Source organism: Chitinophaga sp. S165, assembly GCF_003182155.1.
Taxonomy (GTDB): domain Bacteria; phylum Bacteroidota; class Bacteroidia; order Chitinophagales; family Chitinophagaceae; genus Chitinophaga.
Map to the genome: position 1 here is coordinate 164,723 of NZ_QGTG01000010.1, position 26,781 is coordinate 191,503.

The 26,781-nt window shown below is 43.6% G+C and carries 19 protein-coding genes and 1 tRNA gene; 13 read left to right on the top strand and 7 right to left on the bottom strand.

The genetic code is table 11. The features are described from left to right. Window positions 1–185: 185 nt before the first annotated feature. The gene (locus tag C7475_RS28435) at window positions 186–1,628 is read right to left on the bottom strand and encodes a S41 family peptidase (RefSeq protein ID WP_110056820.1); all 1,443 of its coding nucleotides are present in this window, start codon (window positions 1,626–1,628) and stop codon (window positions 186–188) included. Window positions 1,629–1,941: 313 nt separating this feature from the next. Between C7475_RS28435 and C7475_RS28440 the strand changes: the two genes are divergently transcribed. From C7475_RS28440 to C7475_RS28450, 3 genes are all read left to right on the top strand, one after another. Further along, on the top strand, window positions 1,942–4,110 hold the full coding sequence (locus C7475_RS28440) for a hypothetical protein (RefSeq protein WP_110056821.1): 2,169 nt from the start codon (window positions 1,942–1,944) through the stop codon (window positions 4,108–4,110). A 201-nt stretch (window positions 4,111–4,311) separates the two neighbouring features. After that, the gene (locus C7475_RS28445; protein ID WP_110056822.1) at window positions 4,312–5,193 is read left to right on the top strand and encodes a hypothetical protein; all 882 of its coding nucleotides are present in this window, start codon (window positions 4,312–4,314) and stop codon (window positions 5,191–5,193) included. A gap of 32 nt (window positions 5,194–5,225) precedes the next feature. Beyond that, window positions 5,226–5,627, top strand: a complete 402-nt coding sequence (locus C7475_RS28450) for a luciferase family protein (RefSeq protein WP_146217686.1) — start codon at window positions 5,226–5,228, stop codon at window positions 5,625–5,627. A 5-nt stretch (window positions 5,628–5,632) separates the two neighbouring features. Here the strand turns inward: C7475_RS28450 and C7475_RS28455 are convergent. After that, window positions 5,633–5,705: transfer RNA gene (locus tag C7475_RS28455), tRNA-Asp, on the bottom strand. A 148-nt stretch (window positions 5,706–5,853) separates the two neighbouring features. Between C7475_RS28455 and C7475_RS28460 the strand changes: the two genes are divergently transcribed. Next, complete coding sequence (locus C7475_RS28460) at window positions 5,854–6,321, top strand: ankyrin repeat domain-containing protein (protein ID WP_110056824.1); 468 nt, start codon at window positions 5,854–5,856, stop codon at window positions 6,319–6,321. 40 nt (window positions 6,322–6,361) lie between these two features. Continuing rightward, window positions 6,362–7,300, top strand: coding sequence for a hydrogen peroxide-inducible genes activator (locus tag C7475_RS28465; RefSeq protein WP_110056825.1), 939 nt, complete (start codon window positions 6,362–6,364; stop codon window positions 7,298–7,300). Between the two features lie 86 nt (window positions 7,301–7,386). Here C7475_RS28465 and C7475_RS28470 read toward each other — a convergent pair whose 3' ends face one another. Continuing rightward, entirely contained in the window at window positions 7,387–8,907 is a 1,521-nt protein-coding gene (locus C7475_RS28470) for a catalase (protein ID WP_110056826.1), read from the bottom strand. 232 nt (window positions 8,908–9,139) lie between these two features. On the opposite strand from C7475_RS28470, the gene C7475_RS28475 reads away from it, so the two are divergent. Then, a complete protein-coding gene (locus C7475_RS28475) occupies window positions 9,140–9,613 on the top strand; it encodes an ankyrin repeat domain-containing protein (protein WP_110056827.1) in 474 nt (157 codons plus the stop codon). Window positions 9,614–9,618: 5 nt separating this feature from the next. Here C7475_RS28475 and C7475_RS28480 read toward each other — a convergent pair whose 3' ends face one another. Continuing rightward, on the bottom strand, window positions 9,619–11,295 hold the full coding sequence (locus tag C7475_RS28480) for a serine hydrolase (protein ID WP_110056828.1): 1,677 nt from the start codon (window positions 11,293–11,295) through the stop codon (window positions 9,619–9,621). Between the two features lie 292 nt (window positions 11,296–11,587). Here C7475_RS28480 and C7475_RS28485 point away from each other — a divergent pair, with 292 nt between their 5' ends. After that, a complete protein-coding gene (locus C7475_RS28485) occupies window positions 11,588–12,274 on the top strand; it encodes a RibD family protein (RefSeq protein ID WP_110056829.1) in 687 nt (228 codons plus the stop codon). A 97-nt stretch (window positions 12,275–12,371) separates the two neighbouring features. Continuing rightward, the gene (locus tag C7475_RS28490) at window positions 12,372–13,697 is read left to right on the top strand and encodes an APC family permease (protein WP_110056830.1); all 1,326 of its coding nucleotides are present in this window, start codon (window positions 12,372–12,374) and stop codon (window positions 13,695–13,697) included. Here the strand turns inward: C7475_RS28490 and C7475_RS28495 are convergent. After that, complete coding sequence (locus C7475_RS28495) at window positions 13,692–14,774, bottom strand: family 43 glycosylhydrolase (RefSeq protein WP_199236306.1); 1,083 nt, start codon at window positions 14,772–14,774, stop codon at window positions 13,692–13,694. The two genes, C7475_RS28490 and C7475_RS28495, sit on opposite strands and share 6 nt — an antisense overlap. 51 nt (window positions 14,775–14,825) lie before the next feature. Here C7475_RS28495 and C7475_RS28500 point away from each other — a divergent pair, with 51 nt between their 5' ends. From C7475_RS28500 to C7475_RS28515, 4 genes are all read left to right on the top strand, one after another. Next, window positions 14,826–15,443 (top strand): RNA polymerase sigma factor, encoded by a 618-nt coding sequence (locus C7475_RS28500; RefSeq protein ID WP_110056832.1) that lies wholly within the window; start codon window positions 14,826–14,828, stop codon window positions 15,441–15,443. 104 nt (window positions 15,444–15,547) lie between these two features. Next, entirely contained in the window at window positions 15,548–16,597 is a 1,050-nt protein-coding gene (locus C7475_RS28505; protein WP_146217687.1) for a FecR family protein, read from the top strand. Window positions 16,598–16,632: 35 nt separating this feature from the next. Next, complete coding sequence (locus C7475_RS28510) at window positions 16,633–20,151, top strand: TonB-dependent receptor (protein ID WP_110056834.1); 3,519 nt, start codon at window positions 16,633–16,635, stop codon at window positions 20,149–20,151. A gap of 17 nt (window positions 20,152–20,168) precedes the next feature. Beyond that, window positions 20,169–21,917 carry a RagB/SusD family nutrient uptake outer membrane protein gene (locus C7475_RS28515; RefSeq protein WP_233259990.1) on the top strand — a complete coding sequence of 583 codons (1,749 nt, stop codon included), beginning with the start codon at window positions 20,169–20,171 and terminating at the stop codon, window positions 21,915–21,917. 119 nt (window positions 21,918–22,036) lie between these two features. Here C7475_RS28515 and C7475_RS28520 read toward each other — a convergent pair whose 3' ends face one another. Next, window positions 22,037–23,587 (bottom strand): P-loop ATPase, Sll1717 family, encoded by a 1,551-nt coding sequence (locus C7475_RS28520; protein WP_110056836.1) that lies wholly within the window; start codon window positions 23,585–23,587, stop codon window positions 22,037–22,039. A gap of 78 nt (window positions 23,588–23,665) precedes the next feature. On the opposite strand from C7475_RS28520, the gene C7475_RS28525 reads away from it, so the two are divergent. Then, window positions 23,666–24,142 (top strand): hypothetical protein, encoded by a 477-nt coding sequence (locus tag C7475_RS28525; RefSeq protein ID WP_110056837.1) that lies wholly within the window; start codon window positions 23,666–23,668, stop codon window positions 24,140–24,142. 261 nt (window positions 24,143–24,403) lie between these two features. On the opposite strand, the gene C7475_RS28530 is transcribed toward C7475_RS28525, so the two are convergent. Further along, the gene (locus C7475_RS28530) at window positions 24,404–26,740 is read right to left on the bottom strand and encodes a TonB-dependent receptor (protein WP_110056838.1); all 2,337 of its coding nucleotides are present in this window, start codon (window positions 26,738–26,740) and stop codon (window positions 24,404–24,406) included. Window positions 26,741–26,781 lie beyond the last annotated feature (41 nt).

Here is a 26,781-nt window from a genome sequence, read left to right on the forward strand (position 1 = left end):
CGAATATCATACCAGGCATATCTATCCTGCAATAAGTGCGGGCTGGTTTACAAGTGTAGAGAAGAATACATAACTGACGTTTACAAGTAGCTACATACTATGTTTACGGAGGATATTTATCCAGATCATCCTGGTGTTACCAAAGTGAGTGAAATGTCAGGCTGGGCTGCTGCGACCTATCGCATTCAGCGTTTATCAATCCTGCTGACAATCGCGCGGACCGCTTCCATGTGGCCATTAAAAAGATTCTCTTTCGGGAATACGACCAATGGTATGTCAGGTATCAACCCTGTGACTTCATAGCACTTACTATCAGCATCTACAAATCGTTGATTGGATAATGTGACATAAAAATCGCCGATAGATTTACCTAACATTGCCGATAAGGTACCCAATGTATTCGTACCAACCAACTTGACATTGGGAAGAGATTTCATAGTCATAGCAAACCCCTCTGCTGCACTTCTGCTTATATCTGACATCAGAATATATACTGGTTTTGTAAAGCTAACAGAACCGTATGGTTTTATGTAAACCATAGATTCTTTATTGAACCGGCCATTGTTAAAAACTTCGCTCGTATAGGCGTAAACCGGCTTCTCCGTAAAGAAGCTCGCTATAGCTAGAAACGCCGCGTCATAGCCACCAAAATTAAAGCTGACATCGATAATCAACGCATCCTTGTCTTGTAATGAACGAATGATGTCTTTCATACTTGCATCAACGGAGTCTATTTGTTGTTTCCGTGAGTATTGCCGCGGAGCAAAGCCGTTAAAGGAATGAATATTTATATATCCTACAGATTGATTTAAACTCCCCCATTCAATCTGTTTGTTAGTAACCTTTTGTCCCTTCCCTTGAAGCAGACTGTCGCTTATGTTTTTATAACCGGTGTCAAAGAACTGATTAAAGTATTGGTCCAGGTTCTTTACGATGGATTGTTTATTAAAAGCCTCCGCCAGCAGTGCAGCGCTCCTCACCCCACGATACTGGAGAGTTTTTCCGTCTTCTGCAATGACCTTTGTATGCTGGTCCTTCGTCAGCGTCGCTATTTCCCCCAGCACCTTAAAAAGTTCCGCATTAGTAGTTGTATTACTTATTTGTTTACCATATTTTGACTGAATAGAATCCCAGTTTAATTGTCGCTCCTTACTGAAAGCATAATTCTCACGCATAGTTTCAATATAGAGTTGAAACAAAGTTACAGGCCCCGATCCCCTCATCTGATCGAACGTCATTGTACCTTTCGGAAGATTGGCTATACGAACGTAATGGTGCGGTGTTTGAAGATCGGCGGACCTACCTCCATAGTCTGTTGAAAGGATTGTAAGCTGGCTGCCATCTGTTTTAAACCTGGCTTGTGAATTGAGTAGCCCTTCAATGTAATCATTCTTTTCTTTATAACAGAAATGAGTAGTATAACTGTATAAAAGGATACTATCACCTGTGGCATCCAGAATATAACCGTCACCTACGGATTTCCAATACCCTTTCATATGCGGGTGGACCTTACCATCGGCTTTCAAAGGAGCATAGCCGGCCGTAGTGTATGATTGAGCATAGATAATGCTGTTAGACAATAAAGTTATCAGAAGAAACAGATTAGGTATAAAGACGCTTTTTTTCATTTCGTATACATATTGATATAATCCTGATTCATGGAATTTTCAAATTGTCACACGGTTTGCTTTTAGACTTCTTTCATATTCAACGGGGCATTGTCAGCTTCATTCTAAGCAATATATAGAAAATTTTGAAAGACTAATAGTGGGTAAATATCTTCGCTTTGTATTTATCACAGTAGGAGTTACATATATACTGAGAAAAATTGGGAAAATTGAAAATATATAGTAATAGATTAAAGGATTATTCACCATCTTGGGGAAATCTAAAAATTCAACGTTATAACAAGCAATAGAAATCATTAAAAAGAATAGTCTTATGAGCACAAAAGTAATCCCTGTGTTTACAGCGCTTATGTTTATGTTGACTCCAGGCAGTTTTGCAACCTCCTATTCACCTTATAAAAAACAACAGGAGAATAAGATAGAGAACAAGATTGTTTACAACAAAAAGAAACATAGCGTAACATTATCATGGTCGGCATTCGGGTCTTCCGGAAATTATGTAATCACAAGAGGTGGCAGTCGCTTGGCATCTGATTTTGTGCCGGTAGGTTCAACTTCCAGACTGACATTTACAGATAATAAGCCCAATGCAGACAAGTATGAAAACTATTATAAAATTACCCGCAACGATATAACGATAATAGTTTCGCTGGAGAAGCAGATTTTTGGTGACAATATGTACTTCTACGACAGAAAATATGAAAAAGCAGAAACTCCACGGAACGAAATGAATTCTCACTTTAGTTCAATTGGCCAGGGTGGGCCCAACGGCGAGTGGACTACAAAGCGTCAGGCATACTATTTCAAAGCAAATGTTAATGGTCAGACTTACGATTCCGGTGGATCGGGTTCTGCATCATCGGCAGAGGCTAATTCAATAGAATTAGGATTCTATTCTCACATTGGAGGTTTAGGCAAGATACCGGCAGATGTTAAATTGGGCGCTATTTTTACCAGACCTCACCTCTCAGGAGGAGCAAATGCTACTTGTACGTTTTGGCGTTCTATAGAAAACGTGACAGTGATGCGGGATTTTTCCTGGACAGTTTCTCAATCAACAAGTGCACGAAGAATGTTAATTGAAAGCACTTCGAAATATATTTCAGATATCGGAAGCAGTAACTTTTGGGGTAGCGGTGGTTTTATCGCCGACGCCTGTTATACATCATCCAGACCTAACTGGGGCGGACAACAACAATGGTACACAAGAAACACTGTATTCCCTTCAGGTTCGGGAGCTATGGGTGGTTCATATAACATGGTTTGGCAAGGTTGCGTCAACCCTCCACAAGCAGATAATATCAACTCTCCTATTCCTGCTACACCTATTATCAGAGAAAAACCTTTCCTTTTTATAGATGACGATGGTGAATACAAAGTATTTGTTCCAGCCTGGCAAAAGGACAGAGTAGGGCCTTCCTGGTCAACAACAGACATGGGCAAAGGCAAAGTTCAGGATCTGCTTACTAACTGGTACATTGCCAAAGAAGGCGATACCGATGTAGAAATCAACAAGGCATTAAAAGCTGGCAAAAATGTATTTTTCACACCAGGACATTACTCATTGAATGCTCCTATTCAGGTGAATAGAAAAGACGCCATATTGCTAGGCGCCGGTATAGCTTCGGTAACGCTGGAACCTACTGAGAAAAATACCTGGGGATGTATCTATGCTGATGACAAGGATGGAATTGTCATTGCCGGACTTCTTATGGATTCTTTTAATAGTACAACTTATCAGGTTAGAGTCGGTAATGAAGAAGCAAATGCAGATCATGCTGCCAATCCTATCTTGCTCACAGACATCACATGCAGAGTAGGCGGGGTTCAATCAAAAAATATCCAGATACAGGCATCTATGCAAATAAACAGCAACAATGTGGTGGGCGACCACTTCTGGCTGTGGCGTGCCGACCATGGTTCACAACGTGGCGGAAATGCGCGTTGGGTAAGAGACCGATGCAAAAACGGACTTATCGTTACCGGCGATGATGTTACACTTTATGCCTTATTTGCCGAGCATTACCAGGAATATGAGGTCTTATGGTTAGGAGAACGTGGCAGAACCTATTTTTTACAGAATGAACCGCCATACGATGCCCCAAATCAGGCAAGCTGGAGTAGTCAGGGAGGAAGAGTTGACGGTTACGCAGCATTCAAGGTAGCGAATACTGTAAAAGAACATCATAGTATAGGAATGGGTTCATATGCTGTTTTCACAGGAACTGACGGCAATGTGAATAAGAAAAATGGCTTTGAAATACCCAATAGCCCAAATGTGACCCTAGAAAAAATGTGCATCACTCGTTTTGCTGGTCCGGGTAACATCCAAAACGTTATCAATGGTATTGGGGGTAGTACGGCAACTGGTGTAAATCGTGTGCCTTCATACAACAATGGTGCGGGTACACAACCCTACGATGAGGAGTTTCGTTTGCCCAATCGTGAATCATATCCTGCGTATATAATTATGGACAAGTAACTGATAAAAATACATCAGCAAAAAATTCAAATGGGTTAGATCCCGGCAAAATCTATAAACAACGGCATCATTTGAAGGCAAATGGTGCCGTTGTTTTTTGCCAGGAGCATTATATTCAATAGCGAATAACCATATTTTATTTTCAAAATGTTCTGAAAGTTTTAAATAATTAATACCTTTGAAGTATAAAACTCCTATACGATGAAAGGCTACCTCATTTCAAACGTCTTTGCTGTTTGTGCAATGTGGCTTACTAAGCTCCTGGTGATTGAAGCCAACACCCTTGTTTTCTCTGAATTTGTAACACTGCCTATTTTGATGGGATTAATCTGTGCCTGGTACTGGCGCCATCAGCATTTAACCACTAAACAATTGATAGGTAGGGCCTTAATAAATGCCCTTATCGGCATAGCGCTCAGTGCCATTTTCCTGGGGGAAGGTACCATATGCCTGGTCATTGTATCGCCCCTTATCATCGTATTTATCTTGACTGGATTATTTTTAGGCAGAAGCATGTTCAAACAACGTAATGACACGTTACATATAAGTTTGTTCCTCTTGTTATTACTCACTTTCTTTACGGATGTACGTATGCATCATCATTTTGAGAATATGGTAGCCGATACTATGCTCATAAAGGCGCCAGCTTCTGAAGTCTGGAAATATGTTGTCGCATATGAAAGAATAGAGACGCCCGATAAGTACTGGTTGTTCAAAATAGGCATGCCTAGTCCGGTGCAGGCTACCGCTTCGGGAAATTATGCAGGAGCGGAACGTAAATGCATCTTCAGTAATGGCTATATATTTGATGAGAAGATTACCACCTATGATAAGGACAAAAATCTCACCTTCGCTATTACTCAACAGCCGCGCGACCCAGAAATTATGGGGCATATAGATATTCTGAAAGGGCAATTTATCTTGAAAGACAACGGCGACGGCACTACCACACTAACAGGTAATAGCTGGTACCAGCTGCATGTATTTCCGGTTTGGTATTATAATATCTGGGCTGAAAGCATTACGCGGAATGTACATCTGCGGGTAATGGAACACATCAAATTACTCAGCGAGCAACATTAATGTTCAGATTCGTTATTAAATATCTTGGCTTTTTGAAATTTGTACCCGGTTTGCCATTGTTATTTGACACCTGGCTGAAGGTCTACATTTTCATGACCAACATGGAGTTACTCAACTGGATGGATGAGATCTCCGAGGAAGTACGGCAGTGGCCCGATATTGTTAGCCACACGCATAAATATGGTGGTATACAGTTCGATCTTAAACACAAAGAAATTGGTCATTTACACGGCAATGGGCTATTGGATCTACCCCTCAACCGCCAACTAAAAGCGACCTTAATAAAGGAAGGACATGTGGAAGATCATCATTTTTTTAAAAATACCGGGTGGATAAGCTTCTATATTCGCACTGAAAAGGATAAACATTATGCCTTGCAGTTGTTAAGGCTGGGGTATGAATGGCGAAAAGGGGCGTTTAAATTATCTCCCTAAAAGAACGGTGGCAACCAGGAATCGAACCTGGACCTCTGCCGTGACACATGCAGCATTCTTCCCTTAAACCATACCACCAGAAGACAAATATAAGAATTATACCATTCAACTTTAACTATCATGCGAGCCAGGATCTATAGACGAAATCTATAGCCTATGATATTATCTGATCTCATGCCGTTTTCCGGCAGCTTTGTCTAATATTGGTAATTAAACCAATTAAGACATGGATATCTTCGAAGCAGCCCGGACCAACAACGTAACAGTATTAGGCGATCTTCTCAAAGACGGACAGATAAACGAAAAGGACGCCAGAGGATCGACTCCCCTCATTTTAGCAACTTATTATAATAATACAGCCTCCGTAGCCGCGCTGTTAGAGGCAGGCGCCGATACCGAAATACAGGATAGCATGGGCAATACAGCTCTCATGGGCGTTAGCTTTAAAGGCTATACAGCGTTAGCTGAGATGTTACTCGAAAACGGAGCCGTGGTAGATGCTGAAAATGGTAACGGTGCTACTGCATTGACCTTCGCCGCTACATTTGGACATAACGACATTATCAGGGTACTACTACAGCACGGCGCCTCTCCTATTAAAAAAGACAGGTTTGGCAAAAACCCTATCGACTATGCATTGCTCCAGGAGAATGCTACAGGTTATGAGACAATGGTTGCAGCAATAAAACGCTGACCCCGGATATGTCTATCTTTGCACAGGATAAAATTTTTGTATGACAATAGTACAGTTCGAATATATAGTGGCAGTAGATACGTATCGCAGCTTTAATCTGGCGGCGAAAAATTGCTTTGTCACACAGCCCACGCTCAGTATGCAGATCCAGAAACTGGAAGACTCATTGGGCGTAAAAATATTTAACAGGACCAAATCCCCGGTGGTACCGACAGAAATCGGAGCAGAGATCATTATGCAGGCGAGGGTACTGTTAGCCGAATATCAGAAAATCCAGGATCTGGTGATGGACAGGAACAAAGAGCTGACGGGAGAGCTGAAGATCGGTATCATCCCCACAGTAGCGCCTTATATCGTTCCCAAGATCATCACACAATTCATCAGCAAATACCCTGGGGTTAAATTAATAGTCAGCGAACAGAATACAGAACAGATCACACAACAACTCAAGCTTGGTGCAATAGATTGCGGTATTGTGTCCACGCCGATACATGAACCGCAATTCACGGAAACACCATTGTTCTATGAAAACTTTGTGGCGTATGTTTCTGAAGATAGCGTACTTGCCAAGAAGAAAAAGCTAAAACCATCCGATATTAATATCGAAGAATTGTGGATACTGAATGATGGTCACTGTATGCGGGATCAGGTTTTAAACCTCTGTCAGCACCGCAAAACAACCAAAGGTTCACAACATTATGAGTACAATACGGGAAGCATTGAAACGCTTAAACGAATGGTAGATGAGAACAATGGTGCCACTATCCTTCCAGAGCTGGCTTTGAATGACCTGACCGATAAACAGCGTGAGAAACTGAGATACTTCCAGGCGCCGGAACCGGCTCGCGAAATTGGGTTGATCACACCTAAAAACTTTGTGAAACGAAAAATGATAGAAGCGCTGAAAACAGAAATACTTGCATCTGTACCGCAAAAGTTGAAAACAAAGAACAGAAAGGAATTAATTGAAGCAGTATAAAAAGGAAGGCCCGGCGTTCACCGGGCCTTTTCCTTTCGCTTATCCCGTATATTCTGTGCTATATCAACACTCCATCCTGAATTACCCTACTTCTTCACGTTCTTCAATCCCTCTTCTATACGGCGTCCATACTCCTCATCACATTTATAGAAATGTTCAACCATTTTCTGTTGTATCGCAGGCGTAGCGGCTACCAGTGTCCCTACCAGATTGCTGATCAGATCTGCACGTTCCAGTTCTGAAAATGACCTGTAAAGCTCTCCTGCCTGTTTATAGTTGTTGGTACGGTCAATACTCTGACGTACTATCCTGGCTGCAGCATAAGTCGGTTCATAAACCACTTCTGTTTCCGGTACTTCTACCAGTCCATTCAGGCTGGATGGCTCGTAATTCACATGAGGGTTAGCTCCTGCAGGAACGTCCACCTTATATGTCATATTACCATCGCGTTGATTAGTGCCTACATGCTTCTTAGGCGCATTGATAGGTAACTGCAGATAGTTAGTTCCTACACGGTAACGCTGTGTATCTGAATAAGAGAAGGTACGGCCGATTAGCATTTTGTCATCTGAAAATTCAAGACCATCTACCAATACTCCCGGGCCAAACGCTGACTGCTCCACTTCTGCGAAATAATTCTCCGGATTTCGGTTCAAGGTCATCTTACCCACAGGCAACCATGGGAATTGCTCCTTAGGCCAGATCTTAGTATCGTCTAACGGATCAAAATCAAGTTCAGGATGTTCATCATCGCTCATGATCTGTACGAACAGTTCCCACTGCGGATAATTCCCCGCTTCAATCGCGTCATACAAGTCTTGCGTTGCATGGTTAAAATTCACTGCCTGAATTTCCTGCGCTTCCTGTTGTGTCAGATTCTTAACACCCGCTACCGGCTCCCAATGATATTTAACAAGAACTGCTTCACCTGCCTTATTCACCCATTTGTAAGTATTTACACCAGAACCCTGCATCTGACGATAGTTTGCCGGAACACCCCACGGAGAGAATACCCAGGTGATCATATGCATCACTTCAGGAGAATTACTGAAGAAGTCCATTACACGGCCACCGTCCTGGCGATTGTGGATCGGATCCGGCTTCAGTGCATGAATGAAGTCAGGGAATTTAATAGCATCACGTATAAAGAATACTTTCAGGTTATTACCTACAAGGTCCCATATGCCATCTTCTGTGTAGAACTTCACGGCAAAGCCCCTCGGGTCTCTCAATGTTTCGGGAGAATGACCTCCATGTATCACTGTCGAAAAACGAACAAACAAAGGCGTTTGTTTTCCTTTTTCCTGGAACAATTTTGCACGGGTATACTTTGAAGCTGGCTCATTTCCTACGGTACCATAAGCTTCAAATACACCATGTGCTCCTGTACCACGTGCATGCACTACTCTTTCCGGTACACGCTCGCGATCAAAGTGAGCTATCTTTTCAAGGAACTGGTAATTCTCCATGACAGCCGGCCCACGGTTACCCAATGTACGCATGCTTTGGTTGTTGTGTACAGAATGTCCCTGACGTGTTGTTAGATGACGATTCTCCTGATTGGCTCCCCCCTGCCCGTTCTGCGTTGTATTCAGATCTTGACTCATAAGGCGTATTTTTTTTTGTTTGGTTTACGGTTACAAAAGTATCCTTGCGCTCATCATGAGAAAAGAGAATAAAGAAATAAAATGGCTTATAGATTACCTCTATCAAAAAACGAATTGACATTGTTCAAATCAATAGACAAAATCTATCAGCCATGATATTATTCTATTCAGTATTACCAACTGAACAGAATAAATAATATTGCACATCATTTACCATTTAAACATTACAACCATGGAACTCGACATATTCGAAGCAGCAAGGGCAAACGATGTTTTCGTTCTGAAAGAGCTTGTAGCAAAAGGGCAACTCAATGCGAGAGATGACAGGGGTTCAACACCACTGATCATCGCTGCCTATTATGATCATAGCGAGGCTGTATCATTCCTACTTAAAGCGGGTGCTAAAACAGAATTGAAAGATAACCTGGGACATACCGCTTTAATGGGTGCCAGCTTCAAGGGGCATACAGACATAGTAAAACTGCTATTGAAGAAAGGCGCTTCTGTCAGCACAGAAACAGACCATGGTGCAACTGCTCTTACCTACGCAGCCACCTTCGGGCGTAATGATGTGATTGACCTCTTGCTCGATCATGGCGCCAGCCCGCTCAAGAAAAAGATCATGGCGAGGATCAGGCTGATTGCCGGGCTGTTTGGAAGAATGCTATCACCCATGAAGAAAAGGGAAATAGCAATAAATGACTAACAGATCTATCTGGTCTTTTCAAAGTACAGGTGCGTCGTTCCGCCAATGTTCAGTTCAAAGCCTTTGATCTTTTTATTAGCATCTCTTAATATCAGCATATGGTACATCAGCGGATATGGGCTTTCCATATGATCAGTGCCTGTCAATGTAATCCTCCCCGGATCCCGCTTGTGCGCATTTAAAAACAGTTGGTGATCTTTTAACGTGATATGATAGTTACAATCCAGTTCCCGGCTATAATAGGTCCCTACATAGTTTTTTAACTGTCCATCACTCATGGAAGGCACCTCATGTACTTTTACCATATGAATGGGCTCTCCCGGAGAAACAGGTGTGATAAGGTCCAGGCTTTCGGTCTTCCTGTTAAATGCATATTCTACCCGCATATTCCGGAATAATGAAAATGTATCCTTTGCCTTTCTTATCATCAGGTCATTGCCGTTCATCCACAAGCGGCCGTCCCGCACAGTAAACCTTGCCTGGTAACTATCTTCTGCGTAGTAAATACCGGTTAATGCCTTCGCCGCGATGGTATCCTTCAGTACCGCATCTGCAGAGTCCTTCTTCGTCAGGTCGGTTGTCCGGTTAATATCAGTAGTGAGTACCTCGGGAATAAAAAGTGCAGCCAATTGGTCCACCCTTCCATATACTTCACCATTGCCGGCATTAGAGAAAATAATGAAGCCTGTTTTTACATCCGGATATATAGTAATAACAGTGCGGTAGCCCGCCAGTCCGCCGTTATGTATGATCCTCCTGTTTCCCCTGTCTTTATCTACAGCAACTCCTAAAGCATAGCTAATCTCCCTGCCTGATCTGAGTTTCCCTTTTTCAGTCAGTTGTTCAATATCTTTACTGTCTCCTGCTTTAGGTGTATAAAAATTCATGATCCAATGCGACATATCAACAACATTGGTAAATAAACCACCATCTCCCAATGTGTATACATTCTGGTAACTGTTCCCCAAACGCCCTGCATCATCATTACTATATGAAGCAGCCCTTCCTTTGATCATTTCCCTGGGGTTATCCACAAAACGGGTACTGGTCATTGACAACGGCCTGAATATCGCTGAATCTGCAAATGTTGTCAGGGGACGTCCACTTACTGCTTTAACGATTTCAGACAATAACACATAATTCGAATTGGAATAAGCATATTTTGTACCCGGATCAAAATTCAGCGAACGCTGGTCCTTCAGTATGTTCAATGCAATTTCCTGCGTAAGCATTCCGTCCATTGGTAAACCCGCTATAATGGCCATATGGATGTCATCTCGTATTCCACTGGTATGGTTCAATAAGTTCCTCACTGTTATCTTCTTCCCGAAATCAGGCATCCAGGGGAGATACGTATGAATATCCTCATCCAGTTTCACCTTTCCCTGTCTTGCCAGCAACACTATACTATAACCTGCAAATTGTTTGGAAACAGAGCACATGTAGTATATACTCTGCGGAGTGTTCATAACACTATCTTCTACATTAGCCAGGCCAAATCCTTTTGAATAGATCAGCGAATCATTCCGAACAATGCCTATCACGCATCCTGGCCCATCTGGTTTATTCCATTTCTCAAAAAGCGCATTTACTTTTTTGATGGTAGAATCAGGTATTGACTGCGCATACAAGTTACTTATTGAAAAGGCGGTCAATAGTAAAAAGGTTGACAATAGTTTCATTGGTGCTGTCTTTATATGGTTTGCTTTCTGTCGTGGAACGGGATGTATCAGCAATATACTGAAAACTGCTTAGAAACAATCCCTTTAGTAAAACACCTGAATTTACTCAGGCCAATAGATCCATATAGGCCGTCTCCATAGAGATGTATATGAATGGGGTAAAAACAACAAAGCACTTGTTAAGAGCACCAAATAGGCCACTATCTTTGAAAAGAGTAACGTATACTTTGTTTTTCATCAGATCCTGTTCGTCAATTTGCCTCATCTTTGTACCATAATAATACTGAGGATTATGAAACCATACGTTATTTGTCACATGCTTTGTTCAATTGACGGCAGGATCATTACAGAGAACTGGAAACCGTTTAAAGGAGTTGAATTCTACGAACAAACAGGAGGAAAAAAGGAAAACGCAGATGCATGGTTCTGCGGAAGAGTAACAATGGAACAACATTTTGCGACTGAACTACCCGACTTATCTGGCTTTGGAAAAATACAGGATAAAACAGATTTCATTGCTGATGCACAGGCAGATTCTTATGTGATCGCACTTGATGCTGCCGGTAAGCTGGGATGGGACTCCAATGATCTTGACGGCGACAGGTTGATAGTTGTGCTGACAGAAAAGGTGGCGGCTGAATACCTGGGGTATCTGCAATCAAAAAGTATTTCTTACCTGTTTGGTGGCGCCACTGAGGTAGATCTTTCCCTTGTTCTCACAAAGCTCCAACAGCACTTTAATATCAATAAAATAATGTTGGAAGGCGGCGGAGGCATCAATGGCTCATTCCACAGATCCGGCTTGATAGATGAATTCAGCATCCTCTATTATCCTATCGCTGATGGTACGAGTACTGCTACCTTTAATGATACAGGTCTGCCTACTATTGAAAGTATTCCGTATAAACACCTTAAACTGGCTCATCTGGAACAACTGGGTGAAGATGTTGTATGGATGAAGTACAAAGTATTGAAGTAAAAGAAAAGCACCCGGCGGGAAAGGATTATGCTAAACATCGATAATTTTCAATAAATATTTCTTCGCTGCGGTGTAAATATTTACTTTTACGCCACAAATGAAGCAACCAGAACTATCCAGGCGCATTAGTCTGTTACAGGCTACTGCTATTAATATGACAGATATGGTGGGCATAGGCCCATTCATTGTATTGAGCGTAGTAGCTGAAGCCATGCACGGTCCGGGCTTCCTGTATGCCTGGATAGCCGGGGCCGTACTATCGTTCATCGATGCGATGGTATGGAGTGAACTGGGCGCTACCTTTCCAAAAGCTGGCGGTAGTTACAATTTCCTGAAAGAGGGCTTCGGTCCGAAAACAGGAAAGCTCATGAGTTTCCTCTTCGTATGGCAAACCATGATACAGGCGCCGCTAGTTATTGCCTCTGCAGCTATCGGTTTTGCACAATACACCGGTTATATCTTCCCCTTAGGCTTCTGGGGTACGAAGGCCGTCAGTGGTGGCATGGTCATCCTGATCATTTTCCTGCTTTATCGCAATATCGAGACTATCGGCAGGATCAGTGTACTGTTGTGGGTAGGCGTTCTCGTTACTATGGTGTGGATCATTGCCGGCGGCATCGCACATGGCCGCTTCCTGGAACCTGTTAAACACATAAACGACGGACTGGAGCTCAACGCTGCATTTGCAGCTGCACTCGGTTTTGCCAGTGTGAAAACTATTTATAGTTATCTCGGCTATTACAACGTCTGCCATCTGGGTGGCGAGATCAGGCAACCGGAAAAGAATATTCCCCGCAGCATGTTAATCTCCATTGCAGGCATCACAGTACTATATCTCTGTATGAATATCAGCGTGGCTTCCGTATTACCGTTTGACCGTGTTCAACACAGTCCGTTCGTAGTAAGTGAGTTCATTGAGGTACTTAGCGGATACACGGCTGCCAGGATCGCCACTATCCTGATACTTTGGGTGGCTTTCGCTTCCGTATTCTCTGCTACCCTGGGTTACAGCCGTATTCCCTATGCAGCGGCGCAGGATGGCGCCTTCTTCAAAATATTCGCACGTCTTCACCCTACCAAAAATTTCCCTTATGTATCGCTGCTTTTCTTAGGAGCGATCGCATTTATATTCAGCCTGCTATTCAAGATCAAAGAAGTGATCAGCGCCATTCTCGCAATGCGTATCATGATACAGTTCATTGCACAGGCTGTAGGCCTGATACTGCTCAGCAAAAGAGAGGGAAGGAATTTCTTCAAATGGCATATGCCCTTGTACCCACTACCGGTTATTCTCGCAATTATGATCTGGATAGGCATATTTATTTCTACCGGTCTGCATATGATGCTTGCCGGCGCCACAGTAACAATGGCAGGTATTGTTGTGTACATCATCAAGTCAAGGCTGCAAAAACGCCTGCTATAGTGTAATAACCGGCCAGCCTGCATTGTCCCATGTCAGCCGCGTGATCCTTAACTTAGATCGTCCGTTATCCCCGGCATCATAGCCGTGGAAGATCATGTAATAATGCGGATCATCATCAAACTTATAAACAGCATTGTGCCCTACACCATGCCAGGCAGCATCTCCCTGTAACAGGACCGTGCCTCCCCCTATCGCCATATCCACCCCTGTTTTATCAAGGTATGGTCCTTCGAGTTCTTTCGCGCGACCTACTATCATCTTATACGTGCTATTCACGCCTTTGCAGCAATAGTCTATAGAAGCGAATAAATAGTAGTAACCATCCTTCCTGAAAATAAACGGCGCCTCAATGGCATTCCCCCCCGCATCCGGAGGGTTACCAGGAATGGCAGGTAGCTCTTTGGCCGCTGACTGCTTCCTGCTGGCAATAGTGGGAATTGCATCAGGGCTTTCCGCAATACTCATTCTGTCTTTATTCAGTTTCACCAGCTTCAGCCCATCCCAGAAAGATCCAAAGGCGAGATAAGGACGCCCTTTAGCATCCACGACCAGGTTCGGGTCTATAGCATTCCAGTTGCTTTTCCCGGGGGATGATTGAATGATCTTCCCATGGTCCACCCATTTATAATTCGCTGTATCTGAGGCGTCCAGTGTTTTGTTCGTAGCCAGCCCGATACAGGAAGTGTTCTTTCCAAACGCTGACACAGAATAATACAGGTAATACATTCCGTTATAATAACTGATGTCCGGCGCCCATATATGCCCTTTAAAGCCTGGTACCGTTTTTACAGCCCATTGTGGAGGCGCAGTAAATACAGCTGGTTCCTTTTTCCAGGTTTGCAGGTCTTTGGATGACCAGGCAGCTATACCACGGCCTGTGCAAAACAAGTAGTAAGTGTTTCCCTGCTTTGCCATCACAGGGTCATGTACGGAGATCAGTTGTGTTGTATCCTGTGCCGGAAGAAGGTGGCTAATCAATAAAAGGAGTAATAAAGAGAGTTGAGGTTTCATGGGAACAAGCATTTCTATCCTGAAGGTACCTCCCCTTCCGGCAACATACTTCCTATATTTTCTCAAAATGCTTACATTTATTCTGGCTAGAGGAATATATCAACCAACTAAATCAGTATGAAAGCAGTAAAAACAAATATCACTGCTTCCCACTCCCCTTCTCCCCAGGAAGAGCTTTGGAACAGCTTCCGGCAAGGCAGCCGGGATGCGTTTGCCATGATCTACCAGGAGTACGTCGATGATCTGTACCATTATGGCGTCCATCTTTGCGGTGACGGAGAACTGGTCAGGGACTGCCTCCAGGAGCTCTTTCATGACCTCTGGCAGACCAGGGAACACCTGGCAGACCAACTCCTGAATATCCGTTATTATCTGCTCTCCAGCTTACGCAGGCGCCTGTTACGTACCCTGGAAAGAGACCGTCGCTTCAGAGCAGAAACAACAGAAATCCCTTTTGACTTTGAACTGATCCCAAGCCGGGAGCACGCTATCATACAGGATGAGAACCAGCAGGAACAGGTCCGGCAACTGCACGCCGCGTTGAATGCCCTGCCTTCCAGACAGCGGGAAGCCATCTACCTGCGCTTTTTCCATGAGCTCTCTTACCAGGAAGTAGCTGACATGATGTCCATGAAGGTTGATTCTGTTTACAATACCATCTCAAAGGCCATCGGTGTGCTCAAAAAAACACTCCCTCCGGCAGTTCTGCTCCTTTTACTACATCCCGGTAAATAGCTGATAATCCCCATCTTATCTATCACCCTGATATTTTTAAAAAAAAGTTCTCCAAAAGTGATGAGATTCTTTTCATCCCCGTCTCTTTATATTAAAGCGACCATTTGCAGCAGTACCATTTATATACCGCCCGCGACTTTGCCATGGATGAATATTTCCAGGAGTGGGTATTGCGCCCGGATGTGAAGAATACTTATTACTGGGACAACTGGCTGAAACAGTATCCTGAGAAAAAAGCGACCGTCGACGCTGCGGTTCAGCTGGTAAGGTCCATTCATTTCCGTGATTACCAGATGACAGTAGCACAGAAAGAACAGCTGTGGGACAATATATGGGACAGTATTGCTACGGATGATATAGCTGCACTGCAAACTCCCATCGCCCCCCAAGTCAGCCGTTTCCGCAGGCTCTTTTCATGGAAATATGCCGCAGCGGTATTCTTGTTCGTTTTCATGGGCATACTGTGGCTAACGATGAGAACTCCATCATTCCGCCCTGTTACTGCGAGTATGTCCACACTGCCGGGACAAACAAAAAGACTGCTATTACCAGATAGCTCTGAAGTATTACTGAATGCTGGTTCCCGCCTGCTCTATACACAGAAGGAAGCGCATCTAAGGGAAGTATGGCTGGACGGTGAAGCCTGGTTCAATGTACGGCATACCAAAGAGCATACAGGATTTATAGTGCACACATATGATCACCTCTCGGTAGAAGTATTAGGCACACAATTCAACGTGAATAACTTCGGAAATAAAATTGCCGTTGTCTTACATAAAGGAAGTATTAAACTGAATATCACGGAACAACAATCTGAACATCCGACACAACTGTACCTCAAACCGGGAGAAATGCTGCGTTATGATAAAACGGATGGAGAATATACCAAAAGCAGGACTGACGCAGAGAAAGTGATTGCCTGGACACGTGGGCAATTGATCATGGATGAATACACTATTGCGGATGCGATACTGTTCATGCAGCAGGTATTTGACCGGCGTGTTACGGTAAAAGATCCCAGGGCGCTGCGATACAAGGTTTCCGGATCTATGCCGATCATTTATAACGCAGATACAATGTTGATACAGTTTGAAAAAGCTTTTAATGTACGCTTTTACAAACAGGATAATACAGACCACGAGGCGAAAAACTGATACCCAGATTTTTATTAACCAAAATTAGATCGCACATGAAAAAATGTTTACGTGTGCTGCTGATGCATGTATTTGTATCAGGCGCCCTATGCTCCCATGCGCTGGCTCATAGTCCGGACGCTACGCCTGCTCTGCACTTGCTTAAACAGCAGGATAAAATATCCATCAGGCAATTATTCCGGCAAACGGAAATAAAATTCGGTATTTCCATCGCTTACAAAAGTGAACTGATCACCGATCAGAAAAACAACGTAGATATTGCCTCCTGCAAATCACCCGAAGAGGCGCTGGAACGAACACTAGCCCCTTTCAATCTTTCCTTTGAAAAAGTACGTGAGAAATTCTACCTCGTAAAAGCAAAGGAGAAAGCACCGGTCATCACCACCATGACCGCCCAACGGCCGGTGCGCGGAAAGGTCACTGATGCAAAAGGCGCTGCATTACCGGGTGTAACCGTTCGCGTTAAAGGCACCAATATTGGTGCTGTAACAACAGCCGACGGCTCTTATACAATTAATATTTCCGGTACCGGCAATGATATCATAGAAGTCACTTTTGTCGGTTACCAGTCGCAGGAAATTCCTGTAGGCACCCAATCAGAGATCAATATTACCTTAACAGAAAATACAAGCACACTCAACGAAGTGATCGTAACGGGTTATACCGCACAACGTAAGAAAGACCTGACTGGTGCTGTTACTGTCATAGACATCGGTGAAATGGTAAAACAGCCATCAGGGCAAGTCACCAGTCAGCTACAGGGACAAGCTTCCGGTGTGACCGTTATTGGCTCCGGACAGCCCGGCGAAGAACCTGTAGTACGCATACGTGGTGTAAATACATTTGACAACAACAGCCCCCTTTACGTAGTGGATGGTGTGCCCACACAAAGTATCAATGACCTCAACCCTAATGATGTAGCATCCATGCAAGTACTGAAAGATGCTGGTGCTGCTTCCATCTACGGTTCACGCGCTTCTAACGGTGTGATCATCATCACCACTAAAAAAGGTAATGGTAAAGTGAAGATCAGGTACGACGCTTATTACGGTCGCCAGTACCCGAAAGGCGGTAATGTCTGGAATACGCTCAATTCACAGGAAATGGCAAATCTGCGTTGGCTGCGTTATAAGAACACCGGCATTCCGTTAAGCGACACTTTATATGGCAATGGTGCAACGCCAGTATTACCTGATTATATCCAGCCCGTTGGATTAACGGAAGGTGATCCACGCGTAAATCCTGATCTCTATTATGTTAATCCCAACTATACTGACCAGGACGATTATAATAGTTTTTATTATATCACAAAAGCTAACAAAAAAGGTACTGACTGGTTCCATGAGATCTTCAATCCTGCCTCTATGACCAGTCATAACCTGTCTGTCAGCGGAGGCACCGACAGAGGCAGTTACCTCTTCTCATTGAACTATTTCAATCAGCAGGGAACACTGATGAACACTTATCTGAAAAGATATATCGTGCGTTCCAACAGCCAGTTCAGTATCAGTAAAAATATCCGCATAGGAGAAAACCTTTCCTTCTCTATTACAGACAACCCGACCGTAGATCTGCTTACTGCCAGTGGTGCCGTGGGCATGGCTTTACGTGAACAGCCTATTATCTCTGTATATGACATCAGGGGCAATTTTGGCGGATCTAACGGATTGGGGCTTGGAGATGCCATGAATCCCGTTGCCATGCAGTACCGGACCAGGAATGACCGTGGACAGGTGAACAGGGTATTCGGAAATATCTATGCTGATATCGACTTCCTCCGCCACTTCACCTTCCACACCAGCTTTGGCGGTGAGGTCAATTCCGGATGGCGGCATAACTTCACCTATCCGCAATACGAGAACAAAGAGAACGCGGGAGTGAATGCCTATACAGAGTCCAGCAACTTCGAACATAACTGGACATGGACAAACACCGTGAATTATCATAACAGCTTTAATAAAGTACATACACTCAACATACTGGTAGGTGCGGAAGCTTATGATGAGCGTTCCCGTCAGCAAATAGGCACCACCCAGGACTTCTTCATTTTCGATCCTGATTACGTAGATAACGGCACAGGCGCCGGTGGACAGGTCATTACTGCTAACCGCTATTCCGCGGGATTGTTATCACTCATCGGCAGAGTGGATTATAGTTTTAAAGACAAGTACCTGTTGAGTGGAACACTGCGCCGTGATGGTTCTTCTAAATTCGGTATCAATAACCGGTATGGACTGTTCCCTGCAGCCAGCGCAGGATGGCGTATTTCACAGGAATCTTTCCTCAAAGACGTCAGCTGGTTAACAGACCTGAAGATACGCGGAGGATGGGGTATTATGGGTAATCAGCTGAGCCTTACTCCTGGTAATGCCTTTACACTTTATGGCGGTAACAAGAACACTTCGTACTATGATCTGCTGGGTACGAACAACAGCATCGTACTGGGTTTCCAACAGGTGCAGATCGGCAATCCGAATGCGAAGTGGGAAAGCGATATTAATACCAACATTGGTATAGACGCGACGCTCTTTGGCGGGAAACTGGAGATCTCCGCAGACTATTATCAGAAGAATATCAAAGACCTGCTCTACAACAATGAACTGCCAGGCACCTATGGTACAGCACCTGCCCCTTACTCCAATGTGGCCAACATGAAGAACAAGGGAGTGGACCTTACTGTAAGCAGCCATACAGACATTGCCAAAGATCTGAAGTTTGATGCGAATGTTACCTTCACCACATTTACAAACAAGATCGTGAAGATCGCGCAGGGTGTGGACTACTTTGACAGCCAGCCCCGCAACTTCGCAGAAAGCATCATCCGTAATGCCGTTGGTCAGCCTATTTCCAGCTTCTACGGGTATAAGATCAATGGCTTCTGGAATAGTCAGAGCGACATTGATAAAGCTGACCAGTCAGCACAATCAACCACCGGCGATCCATCGGCCAGTTTTCAGGAAGATGCTGCTCCCGGCCGCTTCCGGTATGCAGATCTAAACAATGATGGAGTGATAAACGCTGATGACCGTACCTTCCTGGGCAACCCGAACCCTAAAGTTTCTTATGGCATCAACCTGGGACTGACATACAAACAATTTGACTTCAGTATGTTCCTGTTTGGCGTACAGGGCAATGAGATCTGGAACCAGGTAAAATGGTGGACGGACTTCTCCTCTTCATTTGACGGTGCTAAGAGTAAAACTGCTTTATATGACTCCTGGCTGCCCGACCGTATGAATGCCAAAGCTCCGATACAGGAAGGCGAAGGCTCTTTCAGCACGAATGCCGTGCCTAACTCCTACTACGTTGAAAACGGCGCTTACCTCCGCTGTAAGAATATACAGCTGGGTTACACTTTCCCTCAACAACTGGGAGGCCGGCTGCATATCGAAAGACTACGCATCTATGTACAGGCGGCAAACCTGTTCACCATTACAAAGTACTCAGGTATTGATCCGGAGATAGGCGGCAGTGATGTACGGAGTTTTGGTATTGATGAAGGCACTTACCCAAGTCAGCGCCAGTTCCTGGCAGGTCTGAATCTTACGTTCTGATGTTAAACTTGAAAACCATGAAACTGACTAAACATATAGCGATACTCTTCATAACAGGCATAGGTATTCTTATGCCTTCCTGCAGTGATTTTCTCGACAGGGTCCCCCCCTCTTCTCTGAAAGAAGAGCTCATTGCCAATAAGAAAGGCGTCAATGCTTTGTTAGTAGGTGCTTATGCAGCACTTGACGGACAGGACTTCACAGATGGCGATATGACCAATCTGTCTGGAGGCGCGGGCTTTGCAGTATCTCCCGACAACTGGATCTATGGCAGTGTGTGTGGCGGTGACGCACATAAAGGCAGCGATCATTTCGATTCCCCTCCCACCCTGGACCTTGCCAGATTCAGTGCAGGAGCTACCAACAGCTTCCTGAATGACAAATGGCGGGTAAACTATGAGGGTGTGACACGTTGTAACTCTGTACTGAAGCTACTACCTGATGTTACCGACATGACCGAAGCAGAAAAAACAGAAGCAGCGGCCGAAGCACGTTTCCTACGCGGCCACTACTATTCCGATCTGAAAAAGATGTTTAACATGGTACCGTGGATAGATGAAAAGACCACAGATATGAAGGCGCCAAATGACCAGGACATCTGGCCTCAGATCGAAGCTGATTTTAAATTCGCCATGGACAACCTCGCCATTACACAAACAGAAGTAGGCAGACCCAATAAATGGGCAGCCGCTTCTTATCTGGCGAAGACATACATGTTTGAGCACAAGTTCACAGAAGCTAAACCTCTCTTTGACCAGATCACAACACAGGGTGTTACATCAAGCGGTGATCTTTATGCATTGAGGGACCGTTTTGAAGATAATTTCGACGCTGCTACCGAGAATACTTCTGAATCTGTTTTCGCCATACAGTTTGATGCCAATGACAATTCAGGTACTTCGGCCAATGCCAACCAGGGACAAATGCTGAACTATCCCTATAACGGCCCTTTCAGTTGCTGCGGATTTTTTCAGCCAACACAGGACCTCGTGAACTCTTACATTACCGATCCCCAGGGATTGCCCTTCCTCGACAGCTACAATACGCATAATGTAAATACAGAAACCGTCGATCCGCGCCTGGACTGGACAGTAGGCCGTCAGGGTATTCCCTATCTTGACTGGGGTGTACATCCTGGTGATACCTGGATCAGGGAAGCTTCCACTGCCGGTCATTACTCTCCTAAAAAGAACGTATACTGGCAGGCAACACAGGACGAGTATTACGATCCCCGTGGATGGGCGCCGGGTAATGCCATCAACTATAACCTGATCCGTTATGCGGATGTACTATTGCTGGCGGCAGAATGTGAAGCCCAACTTCATAATTATGATGCCGCAGAAGCGTATGTGAACCTCGTCAGGGAACGTGCGGCTAAACCGGCAAGTACAGTTTACAGGTATAAGGACAATAGTAACCCCATGAATGGCTTTTCTAACGTCCCTGCTGCCAGTTATAAGGTTGCGCCCTACCCAGCAGGCACCTTTGCCTCTAAAGGCCAGGATTACGCCTTAAAAGCCGTTTATTTTGAACGTAAGCTGGAACTGGCCATGGAGGGGCACCGCTTCTTTGATCTCGTACGCTGGGGAATCGCCGACCAGGTCCTGAATGCTTTCTTCAATTTTGAAGGGGCAAGAACACTGGATATTCAGGGAGCCAGCTTTGCAAAGGGGACGAATGAATACTTCGCCATTCCGCAGCGGCAGATCGATCTTTCCACCAATGGAAGTACGCCTACGCTGAGACAGAATAACGGGTATCATTGATAGTGGTTAGTTAAGTATATTCCTTTTACAGATTAAAGGCTTTCGGGCAAATGCCTGAAAGCCTTTTTCTTTTGAAAAAACTTACATTATAATATTCACAGTTATTTCAATGCTCCTTTTTATTTTCTGTTGTTTTTGGAAGGCTTAGTTAAAAACAACGCATTTCTGAATGCCGGATGAATTTTCCAAAACAAGTCGTAGTCAGGCTGGTTTGCATCAATTGTTCCCTCCTCATCAATAAAATTCGGCGACTTATCAAAATGGATCACATCATATGATTTATCTTTAAAGTATTTCACTGGTTCTATAAATCCAATTTCAAAGAGAAATTGGATAATTTGCCTGCCGCTGCATTGAACAGATACTCCCACAATTTCAACGTTGATCTTCGAAGCTATATTTGCTTGTACCATATCCTCCAGTTCCTGATAATAGTAACTAGACTTACGGTTGCGAAACCCTTGTATAATAAGATTTAACTGTGGACATTGCGTTCCATATTCTGTAGTAAGATCCACCATCCGATCCTTTCCGTAATCGGGTAGGCGGCCTTCAACGTAGTCGAAGCTAATTGTTCGTACGCTGTTATCTTTAACGCCGCTAGTGACCGTTTTGCACAAATCGAGTAACCATCTTGGGCGTCTGAAGGAAAGTACCGAAAGGATTTTATGAGGCGGCCGATTATTCTTTCCCAAGTCAAAGTTACTAGTCGAGAATACCTGGCTGACAAGCCACTCTTCTCTTAAGGCCACTTCTTTTATCGGAAAAAGGTCAGACGCTTTTGAGTAAAGCCCTCTTCTTTCCAAATAGCTCTCTACACGTTTCGCCAAAATGGCCCGGATACCTTCATCGTTCCAAGACAGATTCACAATTAATTCCCGAATATTGGAGATATTGTCAATTTTAGATAAAAGAATCGCCAATACATTTGGTTTAATTGTTGTCCTTAAGTATAAATTAGACAAATGCCCGGTCAATTCTCTTGCCGCAAGTAACATTCCCCCCACTTTCCTGATGGAATACTCTTCTTTTGTAAAATACTGGTCAATTTCATCAAGAAAAATCCAGATATTATATGCACTCATTTCTTTCAGCCTGGCCAACATATTAGTTTGTTCCTCGTATGTCAAAGCCTTAGTATTTTTACCAAGAACCGAATTAAAATTTTCAATTAGTAATTCAAATAACCGCTTTCTCCTGTTTTGCTTTCTTTCTGATATTTCAACCACTTGCTCAATATCTACTACAGGCAATATCTTTTCATCGATACCAGATATTATTACCTTCGTGATCTGATGTTTCCAGGCCCTTATCCATTGTGTCAACGATGCGTCTTTCAAATCGGGAGAAACTTCTGTATCGAATTTAACATCACTAATAGTATTCTTTTTTTTGTCTATGTCCAACTGCCAAAGCCTGCAAATAGTTGTTTTACCTGTTCCTTTTGGAGCGCATAGAATCATAAATTGGCGTTTCTCATCGAAGAAATCCTGGCAATCAGTTCTGCGCACACTATAACTTTGCAGAAGAGATATTTCTTCGTAAGCTGCATCATGATGACCAAATAGATCTTCTGACGTAAAATCAATCGTAAATACACTTCTATTACTTAATGTGTTATTATCATCTATATTGAAGCCTAATTCCCCTTGGGAGCTATTCTTTTGCATGGGGTTACTTATTTTAGTAAATTTAAGTAATTATTAAATAATTCCCTTCATTCAATAGTTGAATAAACGCAATTTGTTATGTCCCCGGATCAGGAAAAAATGGCGGAGCAAATACTCCTCTATCATAAGTCATCAAACGGAATTTTAAACTGGAATTCAATCGAATATGATGAGACTCAAAAAATAATTATAAAAAAAGAATTAATTGAAAAGAGCCTGATCAAACCTTTCATAGAGGAAAGTACTATGCTAAGTGATGATGGTTGGCAATTCAGCGGCTTTGAAGACCTAAGAAAGAAAATATCCAGGGAAAAAGAAATGTCCATACAAAAAGAGAAGTATGATGTTCTAAGTAAACAGTTTATCTACAGGACCAGATATGTTCCATTTATATTTTCGTCTCTAGCTCTAATTGTATCGATCCTTGTTTATTTAAAGAAGCCAGAAAAGGATAAGTACTTTCCTGTATCTGTATCGAAAAAAACTCCCCCCAAAGACACTCTTATACAACCTCGTAATAAGGAAGAAAATAAGATCTCCCCAATAGTGAAGTAAGCGGGATAAAATATGCTAAGTTAGTAATGCCAGATACGGATCCCCGAACGTCGGTGTCGTATGTTATTTCGCAGGCATTTAATAATCCATCAAAATAGCAGGTTATTATTTTTTAGGGTTATTTTATTGACCCTATCAAGATTATCTTTTGGTACTTCTGCAATTTAATCTTAACGAGTTGAAAAATGCTGGCAGGAAAATTAAAAAAACAAAAGCCGGAGTTTAATAGCTCCGGCTTATATAGGTTTATATATGTTTCACTTAGAACCTGAAAGTCAAAGAAGCTATCAGCCTTCTTGTCATCTGTGGTGCGCCAAATACATTCCAGTACCTGCGGTCACCTGCGTTGTCTACACTCAGGGCTGCACGGAACTTAGGCTGATTATAGAACAGGTTCGCATTGAAAACAGTATAACCGGGTATGGTGATATCGTTGTCGTCAGTACCAAAGAAATCATCTGTATATACCGCACCAACGCCCAGTCCCAGGCCACTCAATGCTGATTGTGGCAGTGTATAACTAACCCATATATTACCTGAGTTTTCAGGTGTGCCATAAGGGCGTTTGCCTTCCTTGCCAGTGTCAGACTTGAGGAATTTGCTGTTGTTATAAGCATAGCCGGCCACAATGCTCAACCCTCTCACCGGACTTGCTATAATGTCTACATCAACTCCTTTACTTTCCTGTGTGCCATCCTGAATAGAAGTGTTAGGATTGGAAGGGTCTGTACGCACGATGTCTTTTACCCTGATATTATAATAACTCATGGTTGAAGACAGTTTACCATCCGCCAGTTCTATCTTTACACCTCCCTCTGCCTGTTGGGCCCTTTCAGGTTTAAAGGTTTTACCCGACATATCTGGTGCGACATAATTTAGTCCCTGCATATAGTTGGCAAATACAGTAACATGGTCTTTCAGCACCTGGTAGGTCACACCTAATTTAGGAGCGAGCGCACTGGTGTTAGGACCACTTCCATCGCTGCCGGGCGTATTACTGTATTGATAACCGCCATCTTTATAATGGTCGTAGCGCAAACTTAACAGGAGGTTTAGCCTGTCGTTGAAATTGATCACATCCGTAATGTAAGCGCCATATGTTTTCTGTTTGAAAGCCGCCTCATAATAAGAATCGCTGTAAGCGTCAGATGCTCTCACTTTCTTTATCGGGAAGGATGCAAAAGGACCTCGCGGGTCAATGGTATCTACCGGATAAATGGAGTAACCTGTTGCAAGCGTTTGTATATCCTGATAATCCAGACCTACCAGCAGTTTGTTCTTTACGCTGCCGATTTTGAATTCGCCTGTAAGGTTAGGCTGGATCTCGACACTATTATACTGCCAGTAGAAATCGTAGATATCGCGCAGCAGCGTATCCGGTCCCTGCATATAAAGGCCGATAGTTCCACTGTTATAATTGAAATCACTATAAGCAATGTTTGTGCTCAGGCGCCAGTTATTGCCTAACTTATAATTGATCTGCGTATAGAAATTGTAGGTTGTGCTGGGAGGATAATCAGCTTTATTAGAACCATATCCTGCAAAGTAATCGAGCGGCAATTGATCATATCGGGTATAACCTCCTGCAGAATATACCGGATATGCAATAAGTGCTGTACGTTTGTTGCTATTCAACTCGGCATCTATCAGGATATCCAGCTTGTCATTGATCTTGTAGGAGAAACTTGGTGCAAACAGGAACGTACGTTGTGTACCGTTATTCGGGAAGCTTTGCTGCCAGGTAGCGGCCGCATTCACACGAAGCAGGGCTATGTTATCTTCATTTACCGGTGTATTGATATCTGCAATCAACCTGCTGAATCCAAAACCACCGACGCTCAATCCGGCCTCTCCCGCACGGGTGCTGAAAGGTTTTTTGGTAACCTTGTTGATCAATCCACCATAACTTATACCCTGTGATCCATATAGCGTACCAGAAGGACCTTTGATAGCTTCCAGCCGCTCAATATTCTGCGGATCTCCCGACACAAGGTTCATAAAATAGATCCCATTACGGATGTATGGGTTTGTAGAGAAACCACGTACAAAGGCATTGGAAGATCCCTGATAGTCTTCTGCGCTCAATACCATACCAGGTATGGAACGCACGGCACTTTCATAACTCATGACGTTCTTTTCCTGTAAGAGTTCTTTGGTAGCTACACTATAAGATTGCGGGTTCTCAAGATTGTCAAGCTGCAAACGGGCGACATAGTCACTGCTCTTATCCGCCACTTTATTGTGGCTGTCCAATACGACAACTTCTTTTAGTTGCGTGTTGGAGATTTTCAATTGCATTTCTATAGCAACGGTGGCATTGTCCTGCACAATCACTTCTTTAATAGCGGTTTCATAACCTATCAAAGAGATCCGTACACGGTGAGTGCCAGCGGCTACATTTTTAATCTGGAAGAACCCTTTGCTGTTGGTAATGGTGTTACGCTTCATACCTTCTATCTCTACAGTAACAGCGGCAGCTGGTGCACCATCAGATGTGGTTACATAACCGGTAATAGTGCCGGAGGCTTCATCAAGCGCCTGCGCATTAAAGTTCATGCATAACAGTAAACAGAAGAATATCAGTAGATATTTTCTCATGGAGGATAATTTGCTTTACAAAATTTAATGACGGATGTATT

What these genes read in the sequence shown, in the direction of transcription:
- C7475_RS28465 (WP_110056825.1), top strand. Translation starts at nt 6,362, where the DNA reads ATGACAATAGTACAGTTCGAATATATAGTGGCAGTAGATACGTATCGC.
- C7475_RS28500 (WP_110056832.1), top strand. Translation starts at nt 14,826, where the DNA reads ATGAAAGCAGTAAAAACAAATATCACTGCTTCCCACTCCCCTTCTCCC.
- C7475_RS28440 (WP_110056821.1), top strand. Translation starts at nt 1,942, where the DNA reads ATGAGCACAAAAGTAATCCCTGTGTTTACAGCGCTTATGTTTATGTTG.
- C7475_RS28510 (WP_110056834.1), top strand. Translation starts at nt 16,633, where the DNA reads ATGAAAAAATGTTTACGTGTGCTGCTGATGCATGTATTTGTATCAGGC.
- C7475_RS28520 (WP_110056836.1), bottom strand. Translation starts at nt 23,587, where the DNA reads ATGCAAAAGAATAGCTCCCAAGGGGAATTAGGCTTCAATATAGATGAT.
- C7475_RS28525 (WP_110056837.1), top strand. Translation starts at nt 23,666, where the DNA reads ATGTCCCCGGATCAGGAAAAAATGGCGGAGCAAATACTCCTCTATCAT.
- C7475_RS28480 (WP_110056828.1), bottom strand. Translation starts at nt 11,295, where the DNA reads ATGAAACTATTGTCAACCTTTTTACTATTGACCGCCTTTTCAATAAGT.
- C7475_RS28475 (WP_110056827.1), top strand. Translation starts at nt 9,140, where the DNA reads ATGGAACTCGACATATTCGAAGCAGCAAGGGCAAACGATGTTTTCGTT.
- C7475_RS28530 (WP_110056838.1), bottom strand. Translation starts at nt 26,740, where the DNA reads ATGAGAAAATATCTACTGATATTCTTCTGTTTACTGTTATGCATGAAC.
- C7475_RS28470 (WP_110056826.1), bottom strand. Translation starts at nt 8,907, where the DNA reads ATGAGTCAAGATCTGAATACAACGCAGAACGGGCAGGGGGGAGCCAAT.
- C7475_RS28490 (WP_110056830.1), top strand. Translation starts at nt 12,372, where the DNA reads ATGAAGCAACCAGAACTATCCAGGCGCATTAGTCTGTTACAGGCTACT.
- C7475_RS28515 (WP_233259990.1), top strand. Translation starts at nt 20,169, where the DNA reads ATGAAACTGACTAAACATATAGCGATACTCTTCATAACAGGCATAGGT.
- C7475_RS28435 (WP_110056820.1), bottom strand. Translation starts at nt 1,628, where the DNA reads ATGAAAAAAAGCGTCTTTATACCTAATCTGTTTCTTCTGATAACTTTA.
- C7475_RS28485 (WP_110056829.1), top strand. Translation starts at nt 11,588, where the DNA reads ATGAAACCATACGTTATTTGTCACATGCTTTGTTCAATTGACGGCAGG.
- C7475_RS28445 (WP_110056822.1), top strand. Translation starts at nt 4,312, where the DNA reads ATGAAAGGCTACCTCATTTCAAACGTCTTTGCTGTTTGTGCAATGTGG.
- C7475_RS28460 (WP_110056824.1), top strand. Translation starts at nt 5,854, where the DNA reads ATGGATATCTTCGAAGCAGCCCGGACCAACAACGTAACAGTATTAGGC.